The organism is Micromonospora parva (assembly GCF_000718515.1).
GTDB lineage: Bacteria > Actinomycetota > Actinomycetes > Mycobacteriales > Micromonosporaceae > Micromonospora > Micromonospora parva.
This window is the reverse complement of record NZ_JNZS01000027.1, coordinates 102,240-121,083: the sequence shown is the minus strand read 5'-3', so window position 1 is coordinate 121,083 and position 18,844 is coordinate 102,240. Positions and strand designations below refer to the sequence as shown.

At 70.3% G+C, this 18,844-nt stretch carries 14 protein-coding genes; 6 read left to right on the top strand and 8 right to left on the bottom strand.

From position 1 onward, the window contains the following. Positions 1 to 267: 267 nt before the first annotated feature. The gene (locus IF22_RS0128080; protein WP_030337158.1) at positions 268 to 1,029 is read right to left on the bottom strand and encodes an SDR family oxidoreductase; all 762 of its coding nucleotides are present in this window, start codon (positions 1,027 to 1,029) and stop codon (positions 268 to 270) included. Positions 1,030 to 1,218: 189 nt separating this feature from the next. On the opposite strand from IF22_RS0128080, the gene IF22_RS0128075 reads away from it, so the two are divergent. Further along, entirely contained in the window at positions 1,219 to 2,112 is an 894-nt protein-coding gene (locus tag IF22_RS0128075; RefSeq protein ID WP_030337156.1) for a helix-turn-helix domain-containing protein, read from the top strand. Here the strand turns inward: IF22_RS0128075 and IF22_RS0128070 are convergent, their stop codons facing one another. Next, the gene (locus IF22_RS0128070; protein WP_030337154.1) at positions 2,113 to 3,996 is read right to left on the bottom strand and encodes a Xaa-Pro dipeptidyl-peptidase; all 1,884 of its coding nucleotides are present in this window, start codon (positions 3,994 to 3,996) and stop codon (positions 2,113 to 2,115) included. Between the two features lie 328 nt (positions 3,997 to 4,324). Between IF22_RS0128070 and IF22_RS0128065 the strand changes: the two genes are divergently transcribed. After that, on the top strand, positions 4,325 to 7,675 hold the full coding sequence (locus tag IF22_RS0128065; protein ID WP_156057939.1) for a S8 family serine peptidase: 3,351 nt from the start codon (positions 4,325 to 4,327) through the stop codon (positions 7,673 to 7,675). A gap of 60 nt (positions 7,676 to 7,735) precedes the next feature. Here IF22_RS0128065 and IF22_RS34050 read toward each other — a convergent pair whose 3' ends face one another. Then, entirely contained in the window at positions 7,736 to 8,215 is a 480-nt protein-coding gene (locus IF22_RS34050; protein WP_051708830.1) for a hypothetical protein, read from the bottom strand. A gap of 200 nt (positions 8,216 to 8,415) precedes the next feature. Between IF22_RS34050 and IF22_RS0128055 the strand changes: the two genes are divergently transcribed. Further along, positions 8,416 to 10,638 carry a hypothetical protein gene (locus IF22_RS0128055; protein WP_036412447.1) on the top strand — a complete coding sequence of 741 codons (2,223 nt, stop codon included), beginning with the start codon at positions 8,416 to 8,418 and terminating at the stop codon, positions 10,636 to 10,638. A gap of 192 nt (positions 10,639 to 10,830) precedes the next feature. Here the strand turns inward: IF22_RS0128055 and IF22_RS0128050 are convergent, their stop codons facing one another. From IF22_RS0128050 to IF22_RS0128040, 3 genes are all read right to left on the bottom strand, one after another. After that, on the bottom strand, positions 10,831 to 11,325 hold the full coding sequence (locus tag IF22_RS0128050) for a DUF2231 domain-containing protein (protein WP_030337146.1): 495 nt from the start codon (positions 11,323 to 11,325) through the stop codon (positions 10,831 to 10,833). 115 nt (positions 11,326 to 11,440) lie between these two features. Next, a complete protein-coding gene (locus IF22_RS0128045) occupies positions 11,441 to 12,076 on the bottom strand; it encodes a LysE family translocator (protein WP_030337145.1) in 636 nt (211 codons plus the stop codon). Between the two features lie 2 nt (positions 12,077 to 12,078). Continuing rightward, positions 12,079 to 12,825, bottom strand: coding sequence for a metallophosphoesterase (locus tag IF22_RS0128040; RefSeq protein ID WP_030337144.1), 747 nt, complete (start codon positions 12,823 to 12,825; stop codon positions 12,079 to 12,081). An 89-nt stretch (positions 12,826 to 12,914) separates the two neighbouring features. Between IF22_RS0128040 and IF22_RS0128035 the strand changes: the two genes are divergently transcribed. Then, positions 12,915 to 13,520, top strand: a complete 606-nt coding sequence (locus tag IF22_RS0128035) for a CGNR zinc finger domain-containing protein (protein WP_030337143.1) — start codon at positions 12,915 to 12,917, stop codon at positions 13,518 to 13,520. Positions 13,521 to 13,529: 9 nt separating this feature from the next. On the opposite strand, the gene IF22_RS0128030 is transcribed toward IF22_RS0128035, so the two are convergent. Together IF22_RS0128030 and IF22_RS0128025 are read right to left on the bottom strand one after the other, a co-directional pair. Next, positions 13,530 to 14,573 carry an SEC-C domain-containing protein gene (locus IF22_RS0128030; RefSeq protein WP_030337141.1) on the bottom strand — a complete coding sequence of 348 codons (1,044 nt, stop codon included), beginning with the start codon at positions 14,571 to 14,573 and terminating at the stop codon, positions 13,530 to 13,532. An 80-nt stretch (positions 14,574 to 14,653) separates the two neighbouring features. After that, positions 14,654 to 15,484 carry an NmrA family NAD(P)-binding protein gene (locus tag IF22_RS0128025; RefSeq protein ID WP_030337140.1) on the bottom strand — a complete coding sequence of 277 codons (831 nt, stop codon included), beginning with the start codon at positions 15,482 to 15,484 and terminating at the stop codon, positions 14,654 to 14,656. 103 nt (positions 15,485 to 15,587) lie between these two features. Here IF22_RS0128025 and IF22_RS0128020 point away from each other — a divergent pair, with 103 nt between their 5' ends. Both IF22_RS0128020 and IF22_RS0128015 read left to right on the top strand, forming a co-directional pair. Then, positions 15,588 to 16,514: an AraC family transcriptional regulator gene (locus tag IF22_RS0128020; RefSeq protein WP_030337139.1), complete on the top strand. Its 927-nt coding sequence runs from the start codon at positions 15,588 to 15,590 to the stop codon at positions 16,512 to 16,514. A 135-nt stretch (positions 16,515 to 16,649) separates the two neighbouring features. Further along, a complete protein-coding gene (locus IF22_RS0128015; RefSeq protein ID WP_030337137.1) occupies positions 16,650 to 18,719 on the top strand; it encodes a phosphocholine-specific phospholipase C in 2,070 nt (689 codons plus the stop codon). Positions 18,720 to 18,844: the final 125 nt, after the last annotated feature.

The window sequence follows — 18,844 nt, the reverse complement described above, 5'->3', positions numbered from 1 at the left end:
CCCGACCACCCGACACCCCCACCCAAACCGGACACCGGTGCTCGCCGGGATGCCCCGACATGACGGACGAACGGGATGATCGACTCGGGTTCCTGAAAAGCGCGCTGTCCCGGTGCGGGGGCATTTGCGCCCGCTCGACCGGGGCCGACGCGGGGAGACAGTGCCTGACGGAACCGGGCGACTTGGCCGGACCCGGTCCCACCCTTGGGTCACGCCGCGGGCCCGTTCGCGTGCCCCTCGACGAAGCCCTCCCGATCGGGAGGGGTGTCAGCCTTCGCGACCGGGGAACATCGACAGGGCCTTCGCGCGCTGCGCGACGAGATCGGCGTAGGTGCCGTCACGTTCGGCCCAACGGTGCATGAGAACGCCCTTCACGAGGATTTCGCGCGGGGTGGGGTTCGCCGAGAGCAGCTGCATGACCTCGGTGGCGAAGTCGTCGAGCGGCAGCGCGTGCGGGTTCACCTTCTCCTGCCCGGCTGTCGCGACGGCCGGGGGAACGAGCTCGACGACGTCGACACCGGTGCCGTCGAGTTGCGCGCGCAGCGCCTCGGAGTAGGCGTGCACCGCTGCCTTCGAGGCGGCGTAGCTGGGCATGGGCGGGAACGGCAGGAAGGCGATGCCGGAGGTGACGGTGATGAACGTGCCGGCACCCCGACCCAGCAGGTGCGGGGTGAAGGCGTCGATGACCCGGATGGTGCCGACCAGGTTGGTGTCGATCGTCGCCTCCGCCGCCCCGAAGTGCGCAGGATCGCGAAGGTCTTCGGTGAGCATGACACCCGACATCGTCACCACCGTGTCCAGTTCGGGGTAACGGGCGAGCACGGCGTCCCGGACAGCGCCGACAGAGGCGCCGTCGGTGACGTCGATGCCGAACGTGCCGAAACCTTCCGCGGCGAGCGCGGAGAGGGCCTCGGGGCTGCGACCGCCAACGGCCACGGTGCTGCCCGCCGCGGCGAACCGCCGGGCCAGCTCCCGCCCGATACCCGACGTGCCGCCGACGATGAGAACTGTGCGGTTGGAGAGATCCACGAGATCTTCCCTTCGATTCAGAGGGCGCCGACGCGTCAACTCGCGGCGCGAACAGTGATGCGCGCTGTCCTTCTCAACAACAGCGCGATCACAGTCTTGACGGAGCCCGGCGGAGGTGGCAGGGCCCCCGTTTTCCCAGGTCCCACCAGGACCCCTCTGCGCCCCGCGCACCGCACTACCGTGGTGAGCATGAGGGATGAGGAGTCGGCCGGCGGCCATCGGCTGGGCAGCTACCTCCGGGCCCGGCGCGAACTGGTCTCACCGGCGCAGGTGGGGCTCCCGACCGGCGGTCGGCGCCGCGTGCCCGGCCTGCGCCGCGAGGAGGTCGCCCTGCTCGCCGGGATCAGCCCCGACTACTACCTGCGGCTGGAACGGGGCCGGGACAGGAACCCCTCACCGCAGGTCCTCGAATCACTCGCGCGCGTCCTGCAACTCGACGACATCGAGCGGACGTATCTGCTCGACCTCGCGGCGGCGCGTCCCAGGGCGCCGCGCCGCAAGCGGTCCGAGCACGTACCGGCGCGGGTGTACGAACTGCTCGCCCACCTTCAGATCCCCGCGTTCGTGGAAGGACGCGCCTTCGACGTCCTGGCCTCCAACCCGATGGCCGTGGCGCTCTCCCCGCGCCTGCGGCCCGGTCAGAACCGGCTGCGCTCGCTCCTGCTCGATCCGGAGGAACGAGCCTTCCACCAGGACTGGACGAAGGCCACCGCCGACTTCATCGCCACCCTGCGCACCACCATCGGCGACGACATCGACAACCCCCGGTTCGTCGAGCTGGTGGGCGAACTCGCGCTGTCCAGTCAGCGGTTCCGGACCCTGTGGGCCCGCCACGACGTCCGCAGCCTCGACGGGGGCACGACCACCGTCCACCACCCCGTCGTCGGTGAACTGCGCCTCCACCGGGACAAACTCCCCATCGGTGACGTCATCCTCGTCGTCTACTACCCCGACAAGGACAGCGACAGCGACGAGAAACTGCGGCTGCTCGCCGCACTCGCACACACCGAGACCGCCGACGACCACACCCGGGTGGGGCGGCCCGACGCGTCGTCGAACCGCCCCACCCGTTCCCAGAGCTGATCAGAAACCGAGGACGGCCCGCCCGCCGACCACCGGCAGTCGCAGCTCGCTGTCCTTCGGCGCGACCCGCAGCTCGGTGCCGCCCAGCGGCAGCAGGGTGTACTCCTGGTCGCTGGAGAAAACCACCACGCCGATGCGGTGGCCCGCCGGGAAGACGTAGTCCTTCGGCTCCATGGTCCACCGGTAGTCGTACAGCTTGCCCTGCTTGACCGGCTCGGTGCGGGCGGCGCTCTTGCGGTTCTGCGGGTCCATCCAGCCTCGCGTCACCACTGTCGGTGCTGCGGTCGACCCGGCCGGCCCGTAGTCGACCAGGTACGCGGTGAGGTTCGCGTCCGGCTTGTTGTCGATCGCCATCCGCAGCCGCATCTCCGGACGCCCCGAGATGCGCACGCTCTGCGTCAGCTCCGGGGAACGGTAGGCGAGCCGGTTGGCGCTCGCGACGTCCGGATTGGACACCAGGGTGTCCGGGTGGATGGTCCGGCCCTCGTCGACGAAGCTCTGCTCGACAGTGGCCTTGGGCGGCTTGCCGGTGGTGAGGGTGCCCGGCGCGGTGGCGTCGGTGGCGGCGAAGCGCAGCCCGACCTCCCGCGCGGCCGGGTCGGGCCAGTTGGCGTACGTGGTGTAGGCGCGATCCTCGCGCTGGAGCACCGCCGTCGGCTCGTCCATGATGCCGTTGCGCACGTTCCACAACCAGAAGTCGAACCAGCGGTTCTCGGTCTGCTTGTACGTCCACGTCTGACCGCTCGGCAGGGTCACCGAGGCGCTGCTGCCCGGGCCGCCGTGCCCGCCCTGGTGCAACCAGATCTTGCGCGGCACGTGGCGCTTGGCGAGCTCGTCCCACCAGCCGGCGAAGTGTTCGGTCTTCACGTTCCAGTCGTTGAGGCCGTGCACCACGAAGACGCTGGCCTCGACGTCGCGGGCGTCGAGGTAGTCGCGGTCGCGCCAGAACGTGGAGTAGTCGCCGGTGATCCGGTCCTGCTCCTCGGTGATCTTCGCGAGCTCGTCGGCGCACTGCCCCTCGGCGCGGGCCTGTCCGGCGGTGTACTGGGCCAGGATGTCGAGGTCCTCGCCCTGGAACGTGCCGGGTGCGACGACGAGGCCGTTGGCCCGGTAGTAGTCGTACCAGCTGCTGATCGCGGAGACCGGCACGATGGTCTTGAGCCCCTTGACGCCCGTGGTGGCGACCTGGTTGGGCAGCGTCCCGTTGTAGGAGACCCCGGTCATGCCGACCGCGCCGGTGGTCCAGCCGGCGGTGACCGGGGCGCCGTTGGCGTCGTACCCCTTGGCCCGGCCGTTGAGCCAGTCGATGACGGCCTTGGTGCCGAGCGTCTCGGCCTGGTCGCCGCTGGTCGGGCAGCCGTCCGAGTCGCCGGTGCCGACGCTCTGGCCGAGCACCACCGCGTACCCGCGGGGCACGTAGTAGTCGTCCAGCGAGCCGGGCAGGTTGGCCTTGGCCTGGGCCCGCTGCGTGCCCACGTCGAGCGCCCGGCGGCCGGAGCGGTCGGTCAGACCGTTCTGCGGCAGGTCGTCGACCAGCACGCTCGGGTACGGCACGTCACCCCAGGTGCCCTTGCGGTAGGGGCTGTGCTCGAAAATGACCGGCACCTTGAAGCCCTGGGTGGCGGTTTCCCGGGGACGGGAGATGTCGATGGCCACCCGGTCGAGTCGACCGTCGTGGTCGGTGTCCACCGGGGTCTGGACGAACACGCGTTCCTCGATCGCGTCGGCGAGCGAGAACACGGGTTGGGTCATGCCGTCGCTGACCACGATGCCGGTGGGCGTGGTGGGCGGGGGCGGGGCGGCAGCCGCTGGTGGGGCTGCGCTGAGCACCAGCGCGCCGGACACGCCGACGCTCAGGAGTGCCAGATGACGGGGTCGACGCATGCGCGTCTCCCTTCGGTTGGGCTGGTTGCCGGGGTCGGCGGGGGCCGATCTCGAAGATCCATTCGTCGCCATGCTAGGTCCGGTCCGGCGTCGCGTCGATCCCTTCGACCGGGTACGCACCTGTCGTCCACGCCGTCGCCGCCGGTCCGGCGGGCCGCAATCGAAACGACATCGAACTGAGCCCGTCGGCGATACAACGCCGAAATCCGCAGCGCGTGGGCCGGAAAACCCCCTCGTCAAGGGGTGCCCGCCTGGTCGTCTCCGTGCATATGATCTTGCGGGAAGTCGCCCGAAGAGGCGCTTTCGTCCACATAAGACGAGGAGCACCATGCTCAGGAAAACGCGGTGGCTGTTGGCCATCGCCGTCACGGCCACCACGCTGACCGCCCTACCGGGCGGCGCGGCCACGGCCGGACCCAGCCACATCGGTCAGACCGGCGCACCCGCAGCCACGGCCGATCCGAAGACGCACACCGTCACCCTGCTGACCGGGGACGTGGTGACCGTACGGGACACCGGACCGGGCTGCCCGCACGCCACGGTCCGGCCGGCCGACGAGAACGCGGTGATCCGCCAGAACTGTGGCCCCGACGGTCACCTGCACGTCATCCCCGCCCGCGTCGCGTCCCAGATCGGCTCGGTCCTCGACCCCGACCTCTTCGACGTCACCGCGCTGATCGCCGACGGGTACGACGACGAGAACACCCTCGAGTTGCCGCTCATCGTGCAGCCCGCCACGGCGTCGACCCGGGTGGCCGCGCTCGGCGACGTGCTGCCGTTGCCCAGCATCGGCGCGGTCGCCGGCCGCGTACCCAAGAAGGCCCCGGCCACCGCGAAGCTGGCGACGAACTCGCTGCTCGCCGGCGCGAAGAAGGTCTGGCTCGACCGCAGGGTCCGCGCCACCGCGCTGACCGGCGGCAAGCGCGCCGACCTCGACCGCAACCTGGAGCAGATCGCCGCATCCGACGCCTGGCAGGCCGGCTGGACCGGCAAGGGGAGCACCGTCGCGGTGCTCGACACCGGCGCCGACTTCACCCACCCGGACCTGGTCGGCCGGGTCGCCGACCGGGCCGACTTCACCGCCGAGGGCGGTGACGCCGTCGACCACAACGGCCACGGTACGCACGTCGCCGCCACTATCGCCGGCACCGGCGCGGCCGCCCAGGGGCAGCGTCGCGGCGTGGCGCCGGACGCCAGGCTGATGATCGGCAAGGTCCTCGACGACCACGGCTCCGGCGAGGACTCCGGCATCATCGCCGGCATGGAGTGGGCCGCCGCCCGGGCCGACGTCATCAACATGAGCCTCGGCGGCAGCGATGCGGACGACGGCAACGACCCGCTCTCGCTCGCCGTCGACGGCCTGAGCAAGTCCACCGGCGTCCTCTTCGTCATCGCCGCCGGCAACAGCGGCGGCGCGATCTCCTCGCCCGGCTCCGCCGCCAGCGCGCTGACCGTCGGCGCTGTCGACCGCAACGACAAGCTCGCCGACTTCTCCAGCCGCGGACCGCTGGTCACCAGCCACGTGGCGAAGCCGGAACTGGTGGCGCCCGGTGTCGACATCGTCGCCGCCCGGGCCGCCGGCACCAACCTGCAGGATCCGATCGACGAGCACTACGAGGCGATCAGCGGCACCTCGATGGCCAGCCCGCACGTGGCGGGCGCCGCCGCGCTCCTCGTCCAGCGGCACCCCGACTGGACCGGCGAGCAGATCAAGGCCGCGCTCGTCGGCGCCGCCGACCCGCTGACCGGTGTCGACGCGTACGCCGTCGGGGCCGGCCGGCTCAACGCGGCGCGGGCCCTCGGCGGCCCGACCAGCAACCAGCCGGTGGTCAACCTCGGCACCTTCGCGTACCCGCAGTCCGGGACCAGCGAGGCGAAGCTGAGCTGGACCGGCGCGGCGACCCCGGCGACGACCCACCTCGACCTCGACGTGTCGGTGGTCAACCACGACGGCCAGCCGGTGCCGCGCGGGGCGGCGTCGCTGTCGACCGACCGGGTGACGCTCAAGCGCGGTTCCACCGCCGGTACGACAGTGCGGATCGACCGTGCGGCGCTGTCCGCCCGGCCGGGCTTCTACCTGGCCACCGTCACCGCGCGCGGTCCCGGCCGCAAGCTGGTCTCGACCACCCCGGTGAGCTTCTCCGTCGAGCCGCCCAGCTATGACCTGACCATCCACACGAAGCCGCTGCCCGGGCTCAAGGACGGCGCGGAGAGCTGGATCAACCTGCTGGTCACCAACCTCGCCGACCCGGTGGTCTACTACAGCGGCGCGGGCGGTGCCCCCGGAGACACCTTCACGCTGCGGGTGCCAGCCGGCCGGTACGCGATCCTCGGCTCGTCCGTCGCCTACTACGTCGACAGTGACGTGCTGGAGACCACGCTCGCCGCCGAGGCCGACCTGGACGTGCGCGGTGCCCGGAGCGTGACCCTCGACCCGGCGCGGGCCAGGCCGGTGACGGCGACTGTCGACGGGGTGTCCACCACACCCACCAAGACCGACCTCACCAACGTCCAGACCGCGCCGAACGGGTTGTCCTGGTGGCACCAGGTCAGCGGGTACGGGTCCCAGACCACTGTCCGCACCACCGCGATGCCGAAACCCGGTGTCGGATCCCGGAGCAGCTGGGCGGCCGTCAACCTCGATTCGCCGGCCGGCACGGCCAAGCCGTACCGGTACAACCTGGTGCACGAGTACCCGGACGGCGTACCGGCCGACCCCGCCTTCCGGGTGGGCCGGGCCGAGCAGGCGACGCTCGCCCGCATCGATGAGCGATTCCACCAGATGGACTCGGAGGGGATGGTCACCCAACTGGTCCGCAGCGGCTTCACGCCGGACGGGTTCCCGGTGACGCAGACCCACGAGGGGAACCTGCCGCCGAACCGCACCGACTACCTCTCGCCCGGGTTCCGCTGGGCGGACGAGGGTGTCTACGGTGGCCTGTCGGCCCAGGAGGCGCCCCGCAGCTACCAGCCGGGCAGCCAGCAGACCAAGGTGTGGGCGCGGCAACCCCTGCACTCCGGCTTCTACGACGACCCGGCCGGCGTCGACCACAGCTGCGCCACCGCGCCGTCGCGGACCCGGGGCAACCTGCACATCGACCTGGTGTCGCTGACCGACCAGCACCAGCGGGCCGACTGCCTCCAGGGCCCCTCCATCGGGGTGAACCGCAAGCTGTCGCTGTACCGCAACGGCAAGCTGGTCGAGGAACGGGACCGCCCGCTCGCCGACTTCACGGTGCCGCAGCAGCTGTCTGACTACCGGTTGACCCTCGACGTCGACACGAGCCTGATCCTGCCGATCTCCACCAAGGTCAGCACCTCGTGGACGTTCCGGTCGGCCGGGCCGGACGGGACCGCAAGCGTGCCGTTGCCGCTGCTCGCGCTGGACTACGCGCTGCCGATGGACACCAACAACCACGCCACCGGCGGTACGGCCGAGCTGGCCGTCCGGCAGGCACACGGTGTCACGGCGCAGAAGGTGACCTCGTTCGAGGTGTGGACGTCGACCAACGACGGTGCCACCTGGACCTCGGCCCGGGTCACCAGCAGCGGCGACAGCTACCGGGTCGTGCTGCCGAAGGCCGCCGCCGGGCAGGCCGTCTCGCTGCGGGTGAAGGCCGGCGCGAACGGTGGTAGCGGCATCGACCAGACCATCATCCGGGCGTACCACGCCGGCTGACGGTCACCCCGCTGGTGCGGCCCGGGCCCTCGACCGGGCCGCACCGGCACCCCGAGACCGTCATCGGTACCGGTTGAGGACGTCACGCAGTCGGTTCTCCGGGCCCCGGACAAACAGGGCTCGGATCTCGACGAAGGGGTTGTTGCCGGGTCGGTACCTTTCGTCGTCGTCCTCTTCGTACTCGTCGCGTGGATCCTCGGGCATGAGCACGAACGGTGTGCCGTCCTGGTCAGGGTGGTTCACCGGGAGTTGCGGGTTGCAGTGCCACACGGTGCCGTAGTGCCGGTTCTGCACCTCGCCGAGGTACCAGGCCGAGACTGCCACGATCGGATCCTCCTGCGCCGCGCTCACCTCCTCCCAGGTGGAGAACTGCCGCCGGAGCAGGTCTTCGAGCTGATCCAGCGACCCGGGCGTGAAGTCCCACGCCTGGCCACTCTGCTGCGCCCACCCCGGGAAGGCCGCCTCCTGCTTCGCCAGCCACGCGTTCAGCCGTGGGTTGTCGGCCCACTCCTGCTCTTCGCTCTGCCGATCGACGCTCATGGCGTTCCACCCTACGACTGTGGTGGCGCGAACGTAACGATCCCGCATCCAAAGCTATCGATCAGGTAGTGCTGGACTGCATCGGCGGCGAACTCACGCCTAGGGTGCCTGACGGCGCTGGTGACCAGATGACTACGGGGAGGCATCTGCCGCAGCGCTTCCGCTGTCTGGTCTTTCAGCCTCCCCAGACGAGGATCCAGATGAGCTACCCGACACCCAGACGTCGCCCACGCAGCCTGGCGCGAATCGCGGTGGCGGTCGCCTGCGCCAGCGTGATGACCTTCAGTGGCCTGCCTGTTCTCACCGGCGGCGTGGAGGCGGCACCGAAGGCGAAGCGCTGCGACGAGATGTACGGCGTCAGAGGCGATCCAGCGAAGCCGGGCGGACTGCCGGCGGACAGCACGATCCGTCGCGAGGCGGACTGGGACGAGTACGAGTTCGACAACCCACGGCAGGCCATGGACGGTCTGACCCTTCCCTCTGACCCGGCCGAACGCACGAAATTCCTGGACGAGATCGGCGAGGACAGCTCGCGATACAAGGAGGGCGACCCGAAGCGGGTCTACGCCACCTACAACAACAACCAGAAGAACGGCACCAGGCCGTTCGCGGGCACGTTCGACGAGTGGCTGAACGAGGTCTACATCGAGAACTACGCCCGTAACCGGCGTGGTGCCGCGTTCACCGCGAAGATCGTACGCGATCTGAACCTCGTCGGACCGGACTGGCTGTGTGAGGAGTACATCCTCGACAAGGACGGCAAGACCATCCGCAAGTACGACGCGGCCAACCACCGGACCAAGGAATTCGTCGAGTTCAAGTCCGGCGGCGCGCACGACACGAGCCAGCCGCCGAAGGACCGCGTCGTACTCAAGGACCCGAGGTACCAGGACTACAAACTGCGGTACGCCTTCGGCCAGGAGCAGGAACCGAAGACCAGGACGGCTGTGCGGAACCTGGGCGCGGACATCGGCAACGACGCGCAGGGCAGGCCAAGGGTCACCACCTACGAGCACCGTTCCACTGCAGTCGTCCGCTACACGCCTGGCCCGCACAGCAGGTACGACTCCACCCTCAACGCCAAGCCGGGCGTGAACCAGGGCTCACGCGGCGGCGGCAACGACATGATCAACCGGTCCGCGCCGAACCCGGAGACCGCGCGCCAGCAGATCGAGCGTGCCCGTCAGTTGGACACGACCGGTCAGCGCGTGCGTGGTCCCGGCGGCGTGGACTTCTCCACCCTGGAACTGCGCTTCGTGGGCGCGCCGGTCAAGGGCGAGGGCCTGGACTATTCCTTCAGCGCCAAGAAGATGCCAGATCCGGACACCAATCCCGGTGCGGGCGGCAAGGAGAAGGCGGAGCTGGTCTCCGACTCGTTCTTCACCTGGCTCGCGCTCACCCCGGACAAGTTCTGGGTGAACCTCAACCCGGACCAACCCGACAAGATCATGGACGACCGGTTCGGCGAGACCGACGCTGGCCGCGTGCTGCTCGAAGCTGACCTGGATATGAAGCACGACTTCGCCCAGACGATGAACCCCAGCACCGCCCGCGGCGCCCGCTTCTGGGACTCGCTGAGTCGGGTCGACGGACGGCCCTGCCTGCACAGCATCCGCAACTGGATCGTCCCCCAGCCGGCGCAGGTGCGGGAGCAGGACGGCGGCATCTACATCCTCGACGCGCCGCTGAAGGTCAACTCCGTTCCGCAGGAGGTCAACACCCCTGTGCCAGGCGGCACCTGCGACCTGACCAAAGCGCAGATCGAGCACAACCAGAGCCTCGTCAACACCATGATCCTCCCCGAAGTCGAAAAGAAGATCAACAACCATGCGGCGTACGCCGACCTGCGCCGGGTGTACACCTCGCGCGTCGCCGCGGAGTGGATCCGGCTGCAGGACGCGGAGAAGGCCACCGACTACCGCGCCATCATCAACAGCAACGAGGTGTCCCGATGGCCGATCCGCGGTGCGAAGTGGGACAAGAACGAAACCTGGCAGCGGTACCTGAAATCCTTCAAGGAGGGCGACTACAGCTTCGAGCGTGAGTACGGCGGCAGGGTCTACGTCTACACCGTCGGCGGCGTGGACTTCTCACAGGCACCGAAGAAGAACATCACCAAATCGGAGTTCACCACGGCGCACCCGCACCTGCCGCGCACCACGCAGACCTCCGTCAAGGCGATGACCGACGACGCCGAGACCAAGAACATCCTCTACCTCGGCGGTAACACCACCGTGAAGGCGTCCAGGGGCGGAGGCGCGACCCCCGAGCCGCCGTCCAACGACGGCGGATCGGGTGGTGGTCTGCCCATCACCGGCGACAGCCTGCCCATCGGTCTGGTGCTCACGTTCGCTGCCGCGCTCATCGCCGTCGGCAGTGGCATGCTCTGGTGGACGCGTCGCCGTCGGCGATTCCAGAGCTAGCTGTCCCGTTCAGGTCTCCCGGCTGGGCCGGTGCCGTCTCCGGTTGCTGGTCAGCGCGTTGGCTGACCAGCAACCGGAGACCTTGGGCCCGCCCTCGACCCGGTGCCGAATCCTTCTGTCGCCGGAGGTGTCGATCCGGCGGGGCGGCGTTCCCGTCGCTGATCGCGGCCGGTCTGCTGCTCGCCTGGCGGGTCACTGGCCCTCCCAGACCGCCTTCGCCCCGGAGTCGCCGGTACGGAACACGTAGTAGACGGCGACGCCGGCGGCCACCACCGACAACACCTGCAACGCCACTGTCAGCGCAGGGGAGGGGCGCCGGTCGACGTCGCCGTCGGTCGCCCTGGGCGCGACGAACCAGACCAGTGCCAGCGCCACCACGGCCAACCCGATCGTCGCGTACAGCGTGATGTCACCGAACTCCTGATGCGCCTCAAGCTTCGGCAGGAACTCGGGAGTGACCCGGTTGGCCGCCTGCATCCGTTCGAGGAAGGCGTCGCCGGAGAGCTTCGTCAGCAGGGCGGCGATCGGTGCGCCCACCGCGAGCAGCCCCAACACCCAGCGGGTGTGCGGCCGGATCGGCGCGACCAACGCGTAGCCGACGGTCAGCAGGGCCAGCAGCGGCACGAACACCACGGCTGCGTGCAGCAGCAGAGGGTGGGCGGGGATGCCCATGAACTCCTCGAACATCGGCGTCTCCTCCTGATACCGGCCGGACGTCGTTCGTCCGGGCATGGACGCTATCGGTACCGCTCGGATGTGTCAGCCCCCACGATCGCCCGGCGGGGCGCGAGCCACGGCGACCTCAGGTCACCGCCGCCCGTACCCCGAGGCCGAGCAGGATCGCACCGGTCAACCGATCGAACGCGCGTCGCACCGAGGCGGTGCGGAGCAGCCGGGCGGCGGCACCGGAGACCTCGGTCCAGCCGGCGAGCCAACAGGTGTGCAGCGCGGCGTGTGCCGTGGCGAGAAGCACCATCGGCACGAGCACCGGTCGACCCGGTTCGAGGAACTGTGGTGCCAGGGTGAGGTAGATGGCGGCGGCCTTCGGGTTCAGCACGTTGCCGAGCAACCCCTGCAGGTACGGGTGGTCCACCCGCCAGGGCAGCCTCCGGCTGGGAACCGTCGGTGGTCGTTCCGTCTTCGTGCGACGGCGTGACGCGGACCAGAGCAGCCAGAGCCCGAGCCCGACCAGGTAACCGGCCCCGACCAGCTTGACGACCCAGAACGCCTGCGACGAGCGGAGCACCAGCGCGGCCAGACCGACAGCGGCCAGGGTGGCGTGCACGTACAGCCCGGTCACCGTACCCAGGATCACCCACCAGCCCTGCCGCCGGCCGCCGCTGGCGACCTGCGAGACGACCAGGGTCAGGCTCGCGCCCGGCGTGGCGGTGATCGGCGCGACGGCGAGCAGGAAGCCGAGCACCGCGACCCCGTGCACGCTCAGACCACCACCCGGTAGTGGGTGGTGAGCAGCCCGGTGTCGTCGTACACGTGGAACGCGACGCCGGGCGGCTGGGTCTGGGTGGTCAACGGGCCGTCACCCTCCCACGGCATCCGCAGCGTGGAGACCACACCCGGCGCGATCCGCAGTGGACGGCCCGCGAAGGTGCTCGCGGCGGCGGTGTGGAAGTGCCCGGTCAGCACGGCGACGACCTGGGGGTGGGCGGCGACGAGGTCGGCCAGGGGGTCGGCCGGCAGCAGCCGCATCGGATCGATGACCGGGTGGTGCAGCACCACCGGCGGGTGATGTAGGGCGATGAACGTCGGCGTCCCGGCCGGCACCGAACCCAGCTCGTCGACGAGCCACGCCATGGTCTCGTCGTCCAGGTGGCCCTCGTCGGCACCGGGCACCGACGAGTCGGCGAGGAGGAAGACCACGCCGGCCACGTCGTGCCGGGCGTTGATCGGGCCGGTGCCGCCGCCGTCGTCGCCGAGCAGACCCTTGCGGTACGCGTCGCGCACGTCGTGGTTGCCGGGGCAGACCATGATCGGCAGTGGGGATTCGAAGAGCTTCGCGGCGGTCTCGTACTCGGCCACCTCGCCGTGGTCGGCGATGTCCCCGGTGATCAGGATGGCGTCGACCGGTCGTGGCAGGGAGTGCAGGTGGTCCATGACCCGGGCGGTCCGCTCGGCTGATCGGGGATGACTGTCGATGTGAGTGTCACTGAGGTGTGCGATGACCAGCACGGCGCCCCCTAATGGTTCACGAACGGCGTAAGCATTAGGCAAGCTACTCTTGGCAGCATCGACAGCACAAGCCAGCACCGGAGGGACCGATGTCAGCGCAGCTCGCGCTCGCCCTGGTCAGCACGATTCGGCACGACGGCAACGGCGGCGTCGCCGACGACCTCGACGACCTCGCCGGCCTCACCACCTGGCTGCACGAGCACTACGAGGCGCTGCGGGAGTACGTCGGCGGAATCGACGCCCACGGCGAGGTGGTCGACGAACGGACCCGACTCGACGTGGTGGCGGTGCGCCGTGCCGCGCGTGGCCTGTTCGCCGTGGCGGTCCGCCCAGGCCCACCGAGCCGGGCCGACTCGGCCTCACTGCTCTCGCCGCAGGAGGCGGTCGCCCAGCTCAACCAGGCCGCCGGGGCGGTGCCGGTCCGGCCCGTGCTGAGCTGGGCGCAGGAGGGCGCACCGTCCCTCGCCTGGCACGGCGAGGCCGCCGACGCGCGGCTCGCGATCACCGCCGGCCTGGCCCGGGCCGTCATCGGCTTCCTCACCGGTCCGGCGCGCGAAGAGTTGCGCGCCTGCCCCGCACCCCGATGCGTGCGCTACTTCGTCAAGGACCACCCGCGTCAGGAGTGGTGCAAGCCCTCCTGCGGCAACCGGGCCCGGGTCGCCCGCCACTATCAGCGGCACGCCGCATCTCGATAGCTGCCACGCTCAGCTGCGGGAACGCGGCAGGCAGTCCTTCTTGTACTTGAGGCCCGACCCGCACCAGCAGGCGTCGTTGCGCTCCGGCGGCCAGGCGATCCGCGCGCTGGGTCGTGCCTGCACCTCGGCCGCGTATCCCGCCCGGACCGCGGCGTCGGCCGGATCGCCGTCACGTCGACCGGCAAACGCGTTCAACCCGTCCACGGTGGCACGGAACACGGCCAACCCGGCCTGACCGGCCCCCCTCAGCCGGACCAGTTCCTTCTCCAGCCGGCCCCGGTGCGCGTCCCAGTCCGACCCGTACACCTCGCTCAGCGCGGGGTGCTCGGCGAGCAGTCGGTCGAACTCGACCCGGGGCCAGAAGAGCAGGTCGGACTCGGCGTCCCTGCGCTCGCCGGCCCGGCGCACGAGTTGGGTCTCCAGCCGGTCTGCCAGGTCGTCCTGCCGGTCGTGCGGCAGGTTCAGGTTCCGGCGTACCCGATGCCGCTGTTGCAGCAGGAAGAAGGTGACACCGGGCGCGTCCGGCGGACCGAGATCGACCACCGGGTCGATCGCGGTGCTGGCCGGCCCGGAGGCGGCGGTCGCGCGTTCGTTGAGCACCGCGTCGACCGCCTCGCTCAGCCACTGCTCGGCAATCGCCGAACGACCACCGGCATCCAGCGCCGCGCTGACGTAGGCGGGGGCGTCGGGCTGCGTGCGCAGCAACGGGCGCAGCGCTGTCAACTCTGCCATCGCCTCGTCGTCCCGACCGCCGGCGCGGAACAGCGCCCGGGCCCGCAGCGCCCGGGCGAACCCGGCCCGCGGATCGTCCCCGGACGGGTACGCCGCCAGGGCCCGCTCCGCGTAGCGCAGGGCGGCATCCGGTCGGGCCCGGATCTCGGCGATCTCGGCGGCCAGTGTCAGCGCGTCCCCGGCGTCGTCGGGATCCTCCAGTCGGCCCTGCTCCGCCGCCTCGGCGAGATCAGCGGCGACGCCGAGCGGGTTGGCCGTCCCGAGCGCCGAGCGGCGAAGTTCAGCGAGGTCAGCCTTGGTGAGTACGTCTTTCGTCGACACGATCTCACGGTACGTCCGGGTGCTCGCGGTATGCGGGCAGATCACCTGTTACGCCGCTCTCATGCCGCCCGCCGGGCGGACTACGACCACGCGCCGGCCGCAGCGGCCCGTTCGGCGTAGGTGTCGAAGTCGAGCGGGTCCCGTCCGAGAACTCGACGTACCCCGTCGGTCGGTTCGGCGAGATGGCCCGCCCGCATCCCGGCGAACAGGGCGTTCAGCCCCGTGGCCGCCTGCGCCGGATAACCCTCGGCGCGCAGTTCGGCGTGGTACTGCTCCGGAGTGAGCTCCACGTAGCGGATCGAGCGGCCGGTCACCCGCGCGATCGTGGCGACCGCCGTAGCGAAGGTGAGCGCACGGGGGCCGGACAGGTCGTACACCTGTCCGTGGTGACCGGGCGAGGTCAACAGCGTCGCCGCCACGTCGGCGACGTCCTGGGCGTCGACGAACGGCTCGGGCGTGGCCCCCATCGGCAGGGCCAGCCGACCGTCGAGCAGTGGTTGGCGAAACAGGTCCTCGCTGAAGTTCTGACTGAAGTTGTTCGCCCGGATGATCGTCCACTCGATGCCGGACTTCCGCACTGCCTCTTCCGCGGCGAGCATGCCGGGGGAGAAGTCACCGATCCGGTCGATCCCGCGCCCGGAGAGCGCCACGATCCGGCCGACACCTGAGTCGACTGCCTGCGTCACGAAGTCGGTGGCCAGCGCCGGGTCCTCCGGAGCGAGCAGATAGACAGCAGAGGCACCTGCCACGGCCGGCCGCCAGGTGTCCCGCCGCGACCAGTCGAAGCGCACCTCACCGGAGCGAGAGGCGGCCCGGGCGTGGTGACCCGCCGCCCGCAGCGTCTGGACCAGCCGGCGACCGGTCTTGCCGGTGCCGGCCATCACGAGTGTCGAAGGTGCGTTCGTCGTCATGACCACGAGTCAACGCGCCCGGTCGTTTGCGGGACATGTCCTGTCGTACGACGGGCATGTCCGATCGTCCGCGGTCCATCCTCCGCGACCTATCGTCGGAGACATGGACCCGTTCGACAATCTGCTGCGCGGTCTGCACGCCGACGGCGCGGCCTTCGGCCGGTCGGTGCTGACGCCGCCGTGGGCGCTGCGGTTCACCGACGGCGCCCCGCTGACGCTCTGTGTTCCGATGCGGGGCGAGGGCTGGATCTCCCATCCGGACAGCGACAAGCCTCGCCTGGTCCGGGTCGGCGAGGCGGCCATCGTGCGCGGGCCGGCGCCGTTCGTCTTCTCCGCCGAGCCCCGGTCGAGCTTCGAGCCCGGGGAACTGCGGGACGTCCGGCGCGGCCAGACCGGGGTCGTCGACCCGGTGGACGCGGATCACACCGACCGCCTCGTGCTGTTGGTCGGGGTGTACCACGTCCGGGGTCGGGTGCCTCAGCGGTTGCTGGGCGCGCTGCCGCCGGTGCTCGTCGTGCCGGAAGACCAGGACTGCGCCGCGCTGCGCGACTACCTGGACGCCCAACTCAACGCGGGTCGGCCCGGACGGCAGGTCGTGCTGGACCGTCTGCTGGACTGGTTGTTGGTGTGCACGGTCCGGGACTGGTTCGACCAGCCGGAGGCCGAGGCGCCCGGCTGGTACCGCGCGCTGAGCGACGACACTGTCGGTCCGGTGCTGCGCGCCATGCACGACGCGCCGGGCCGACCGTGGACCCTGGCCGACCTGGCCGCCCAGGCCGGGGTGTCCCGGTCCACACTGGCGAAACGGTTCACCGCATTGGTGGGTGAACCGCCGCTCACCTACCTGACCGACTGGCGCATGGCGGTGGCCGCCGACCTGTTGTCCGAATCAACAGCGACGGTCGCCGCCGTGGCGCGTCGCCTCGGGTACGCGGACGCGTTCGGCTTCAGCGCGGCCTTCAAACGCGTGCACGGCCTGAGCCCGAGCGGGCATCGACGGCTCACCCGGGTCGACGTCACGGCGGCGTGACCGGCACTCATCGAGGGCCCAGAGCCGGTCGACGAGTGGTCGCAAAACCAACGAACTACGGTCATCCGCCGTCAACCCGTCGTCGGTAGCGTCCGGTCGCCAGTTTCTCGACCAGATCGCACAAAAGGCGGAGTTATGGGCACGGTGGATCGGCGCACGTTCCTCAAGGCGATGGGAGTCCCCGCGATCGGCGCGGCGCTCCCGCTGGACCTCAGCAAGGCGCTCGCCATCCCGGCGAACAACCGGACGGGCACGATCAAGGACGTCGAGCACGTCATCATCCTGATGCAGGAGAACCGTTCCTTCGACCACTACTTCGGCACCATGCGCGGTGTACGCGGATTCGGTGACCCCCATCCGGCGACACTGCCGTCCGGCAAGGACGTGTGGCACCAGCCCAATGGGGCCGACGAGCTGCTGCCCTTCCGGCCCGAGGTGAAGGACCTCGGCCAGACCTTCCTGCCGGACCCGCCGCACGGCTGGAACGACGGGCACGCCGCCTGGAACGACGGCCGGTTCGACAGGTGGGTGCCGAACAAGGGCGTCACGGCGATGACCTACCACACCCGCCAGGACCTGCCGTACCACTACGCGCTCGCCGACGCCTTCACTGTCTGCGACAGTTACCACTGTTCGCTGATGGGGCCGACCGACCCGAACCGCTACCACATGTTCAGCGGCTGGGTCGGCAACGATGGCAAGGGTGGCGGTCCGGTCATCACCAACGCGGAGGCCGGCTACGACTGGTCCACCTACCCGGAGCGGCTGGAGCGCAACGGCATCTCCTGGAAGATCTACCAGGACGTCGGCACCGGCCTGAACGCCGGCGGCTCCTGGGGCTGGACGAACGACCCGTACATCGGCAACTACGGCGACAACTCGCTGCTCTACTTCCACCAGTACCAGAACGCGCAGCCCGGAACGCCGCTGGCAGACAAGGCCAAGACCGGCACCGAGATCAGGACGCAGGGCCGCGACCCGGAGGCGCTGCTGGCCGACTTCCGCGCCGACGTCGAGGCGGGACGCCTGCCCCAGGTTTCCTGGATCACCGCTCCCGAGGCGTACACCGAGCACCCGAACTGGGAGCCGGCGTACGGCTCCTGGTACATCTCGCAGGTCATCGACATCCTCGCGGCGAACCCCGAGGTGTGGAGCAAGATGGCGCTCTTCATCACGTACGACGAGGAGGGCGGCTTCTTCGACCACGTGGTCCCGCCGACCCCACCGCAGTCGCGGGAGCACGGGCAGTCCACGGTGCCCACCACCAACGAGATCTTCCCCGGCGACGCCAACCACCCGGCCGGACCCTACGGGCTCGGCCTTCGCGTACCGATGATCATCGTGTCGCCGTGGACCCGCGGCGGCTACGTGAACTCCCAGGTCTTCGACCACACCTCGCTGATCAAGTTCCTGGAGGCGCGGTTCGGACACGGCCGGCCGGACCTGATCGAGCAGAACATCACCCCGTGGCGGCGTGCCGTCGTCGGCGACCTGACCACGGCCTTCGATTTCCGACACCCGAACCGCTCACGCGAGGTCCGGCTGCCCGACACCGACGACTTCAAGCCCGAGGACCTCATCCGGCACCCCGACGAGGTGCCGGTCCCGCCGGCGGACCAGCGGCTGCCGAAGCAGGAGCACGGGGTACGACCGGCGCGCCCGATCCCGTACACCCTGCACGCCGACGGGCACCTCGCCGACGGCGCGTTCCGGATCGACTTCCGCAACTCGGGCGGGGTCGCCGCGGTCTTCCAGGTCCGCCAGGCAGGCAGCGCGGACGCCCCGCGCAGCTTCACCGTCGAGCCGGGCAAGCACCTGTCGGACACGTGGAAGGTCGAGTCCGGGTACGACCTGTCGGTGCACGGGCCGAACGGGTTCTTCCGCCGGTTCACGGGCGGCCGGTCGAACCTCGACGTCACCCCCTCGTACGACGAGCGGGACTTCAAGGTCGCCCTCACGCTCACCAACCGTGGGTCGAAGCGGGTCGAGGTAACCGTCCGGGACCTCTACAACTCCCGTCCGGTCAAGCTGTCGCTGCGGCCCGGCGAGACGGAGCGGGCGCAGTGGCCGCTCTCCCGTACCCACGGCTGGTACGACCTGACCGTCAGCGTCGCGGGTGACGCCGCCTTCGAGTACCGGTACGCGGGCCACGTCGAGAACGGCAGGGACAGCATCAGCGACCCGTCCCTCGGCGGGCTCGTCTGATCTGACGCGCGCCGATGCCGTGCCGGGCGGCCGCCACGTGGCCGCCCGGCACCGGCGTGGGTTCAGTCGTCGCCGCCGCGCCCGGCGGTTGCCCACGTCCAACCAGCTTCGCAGGCCCAGGGGGA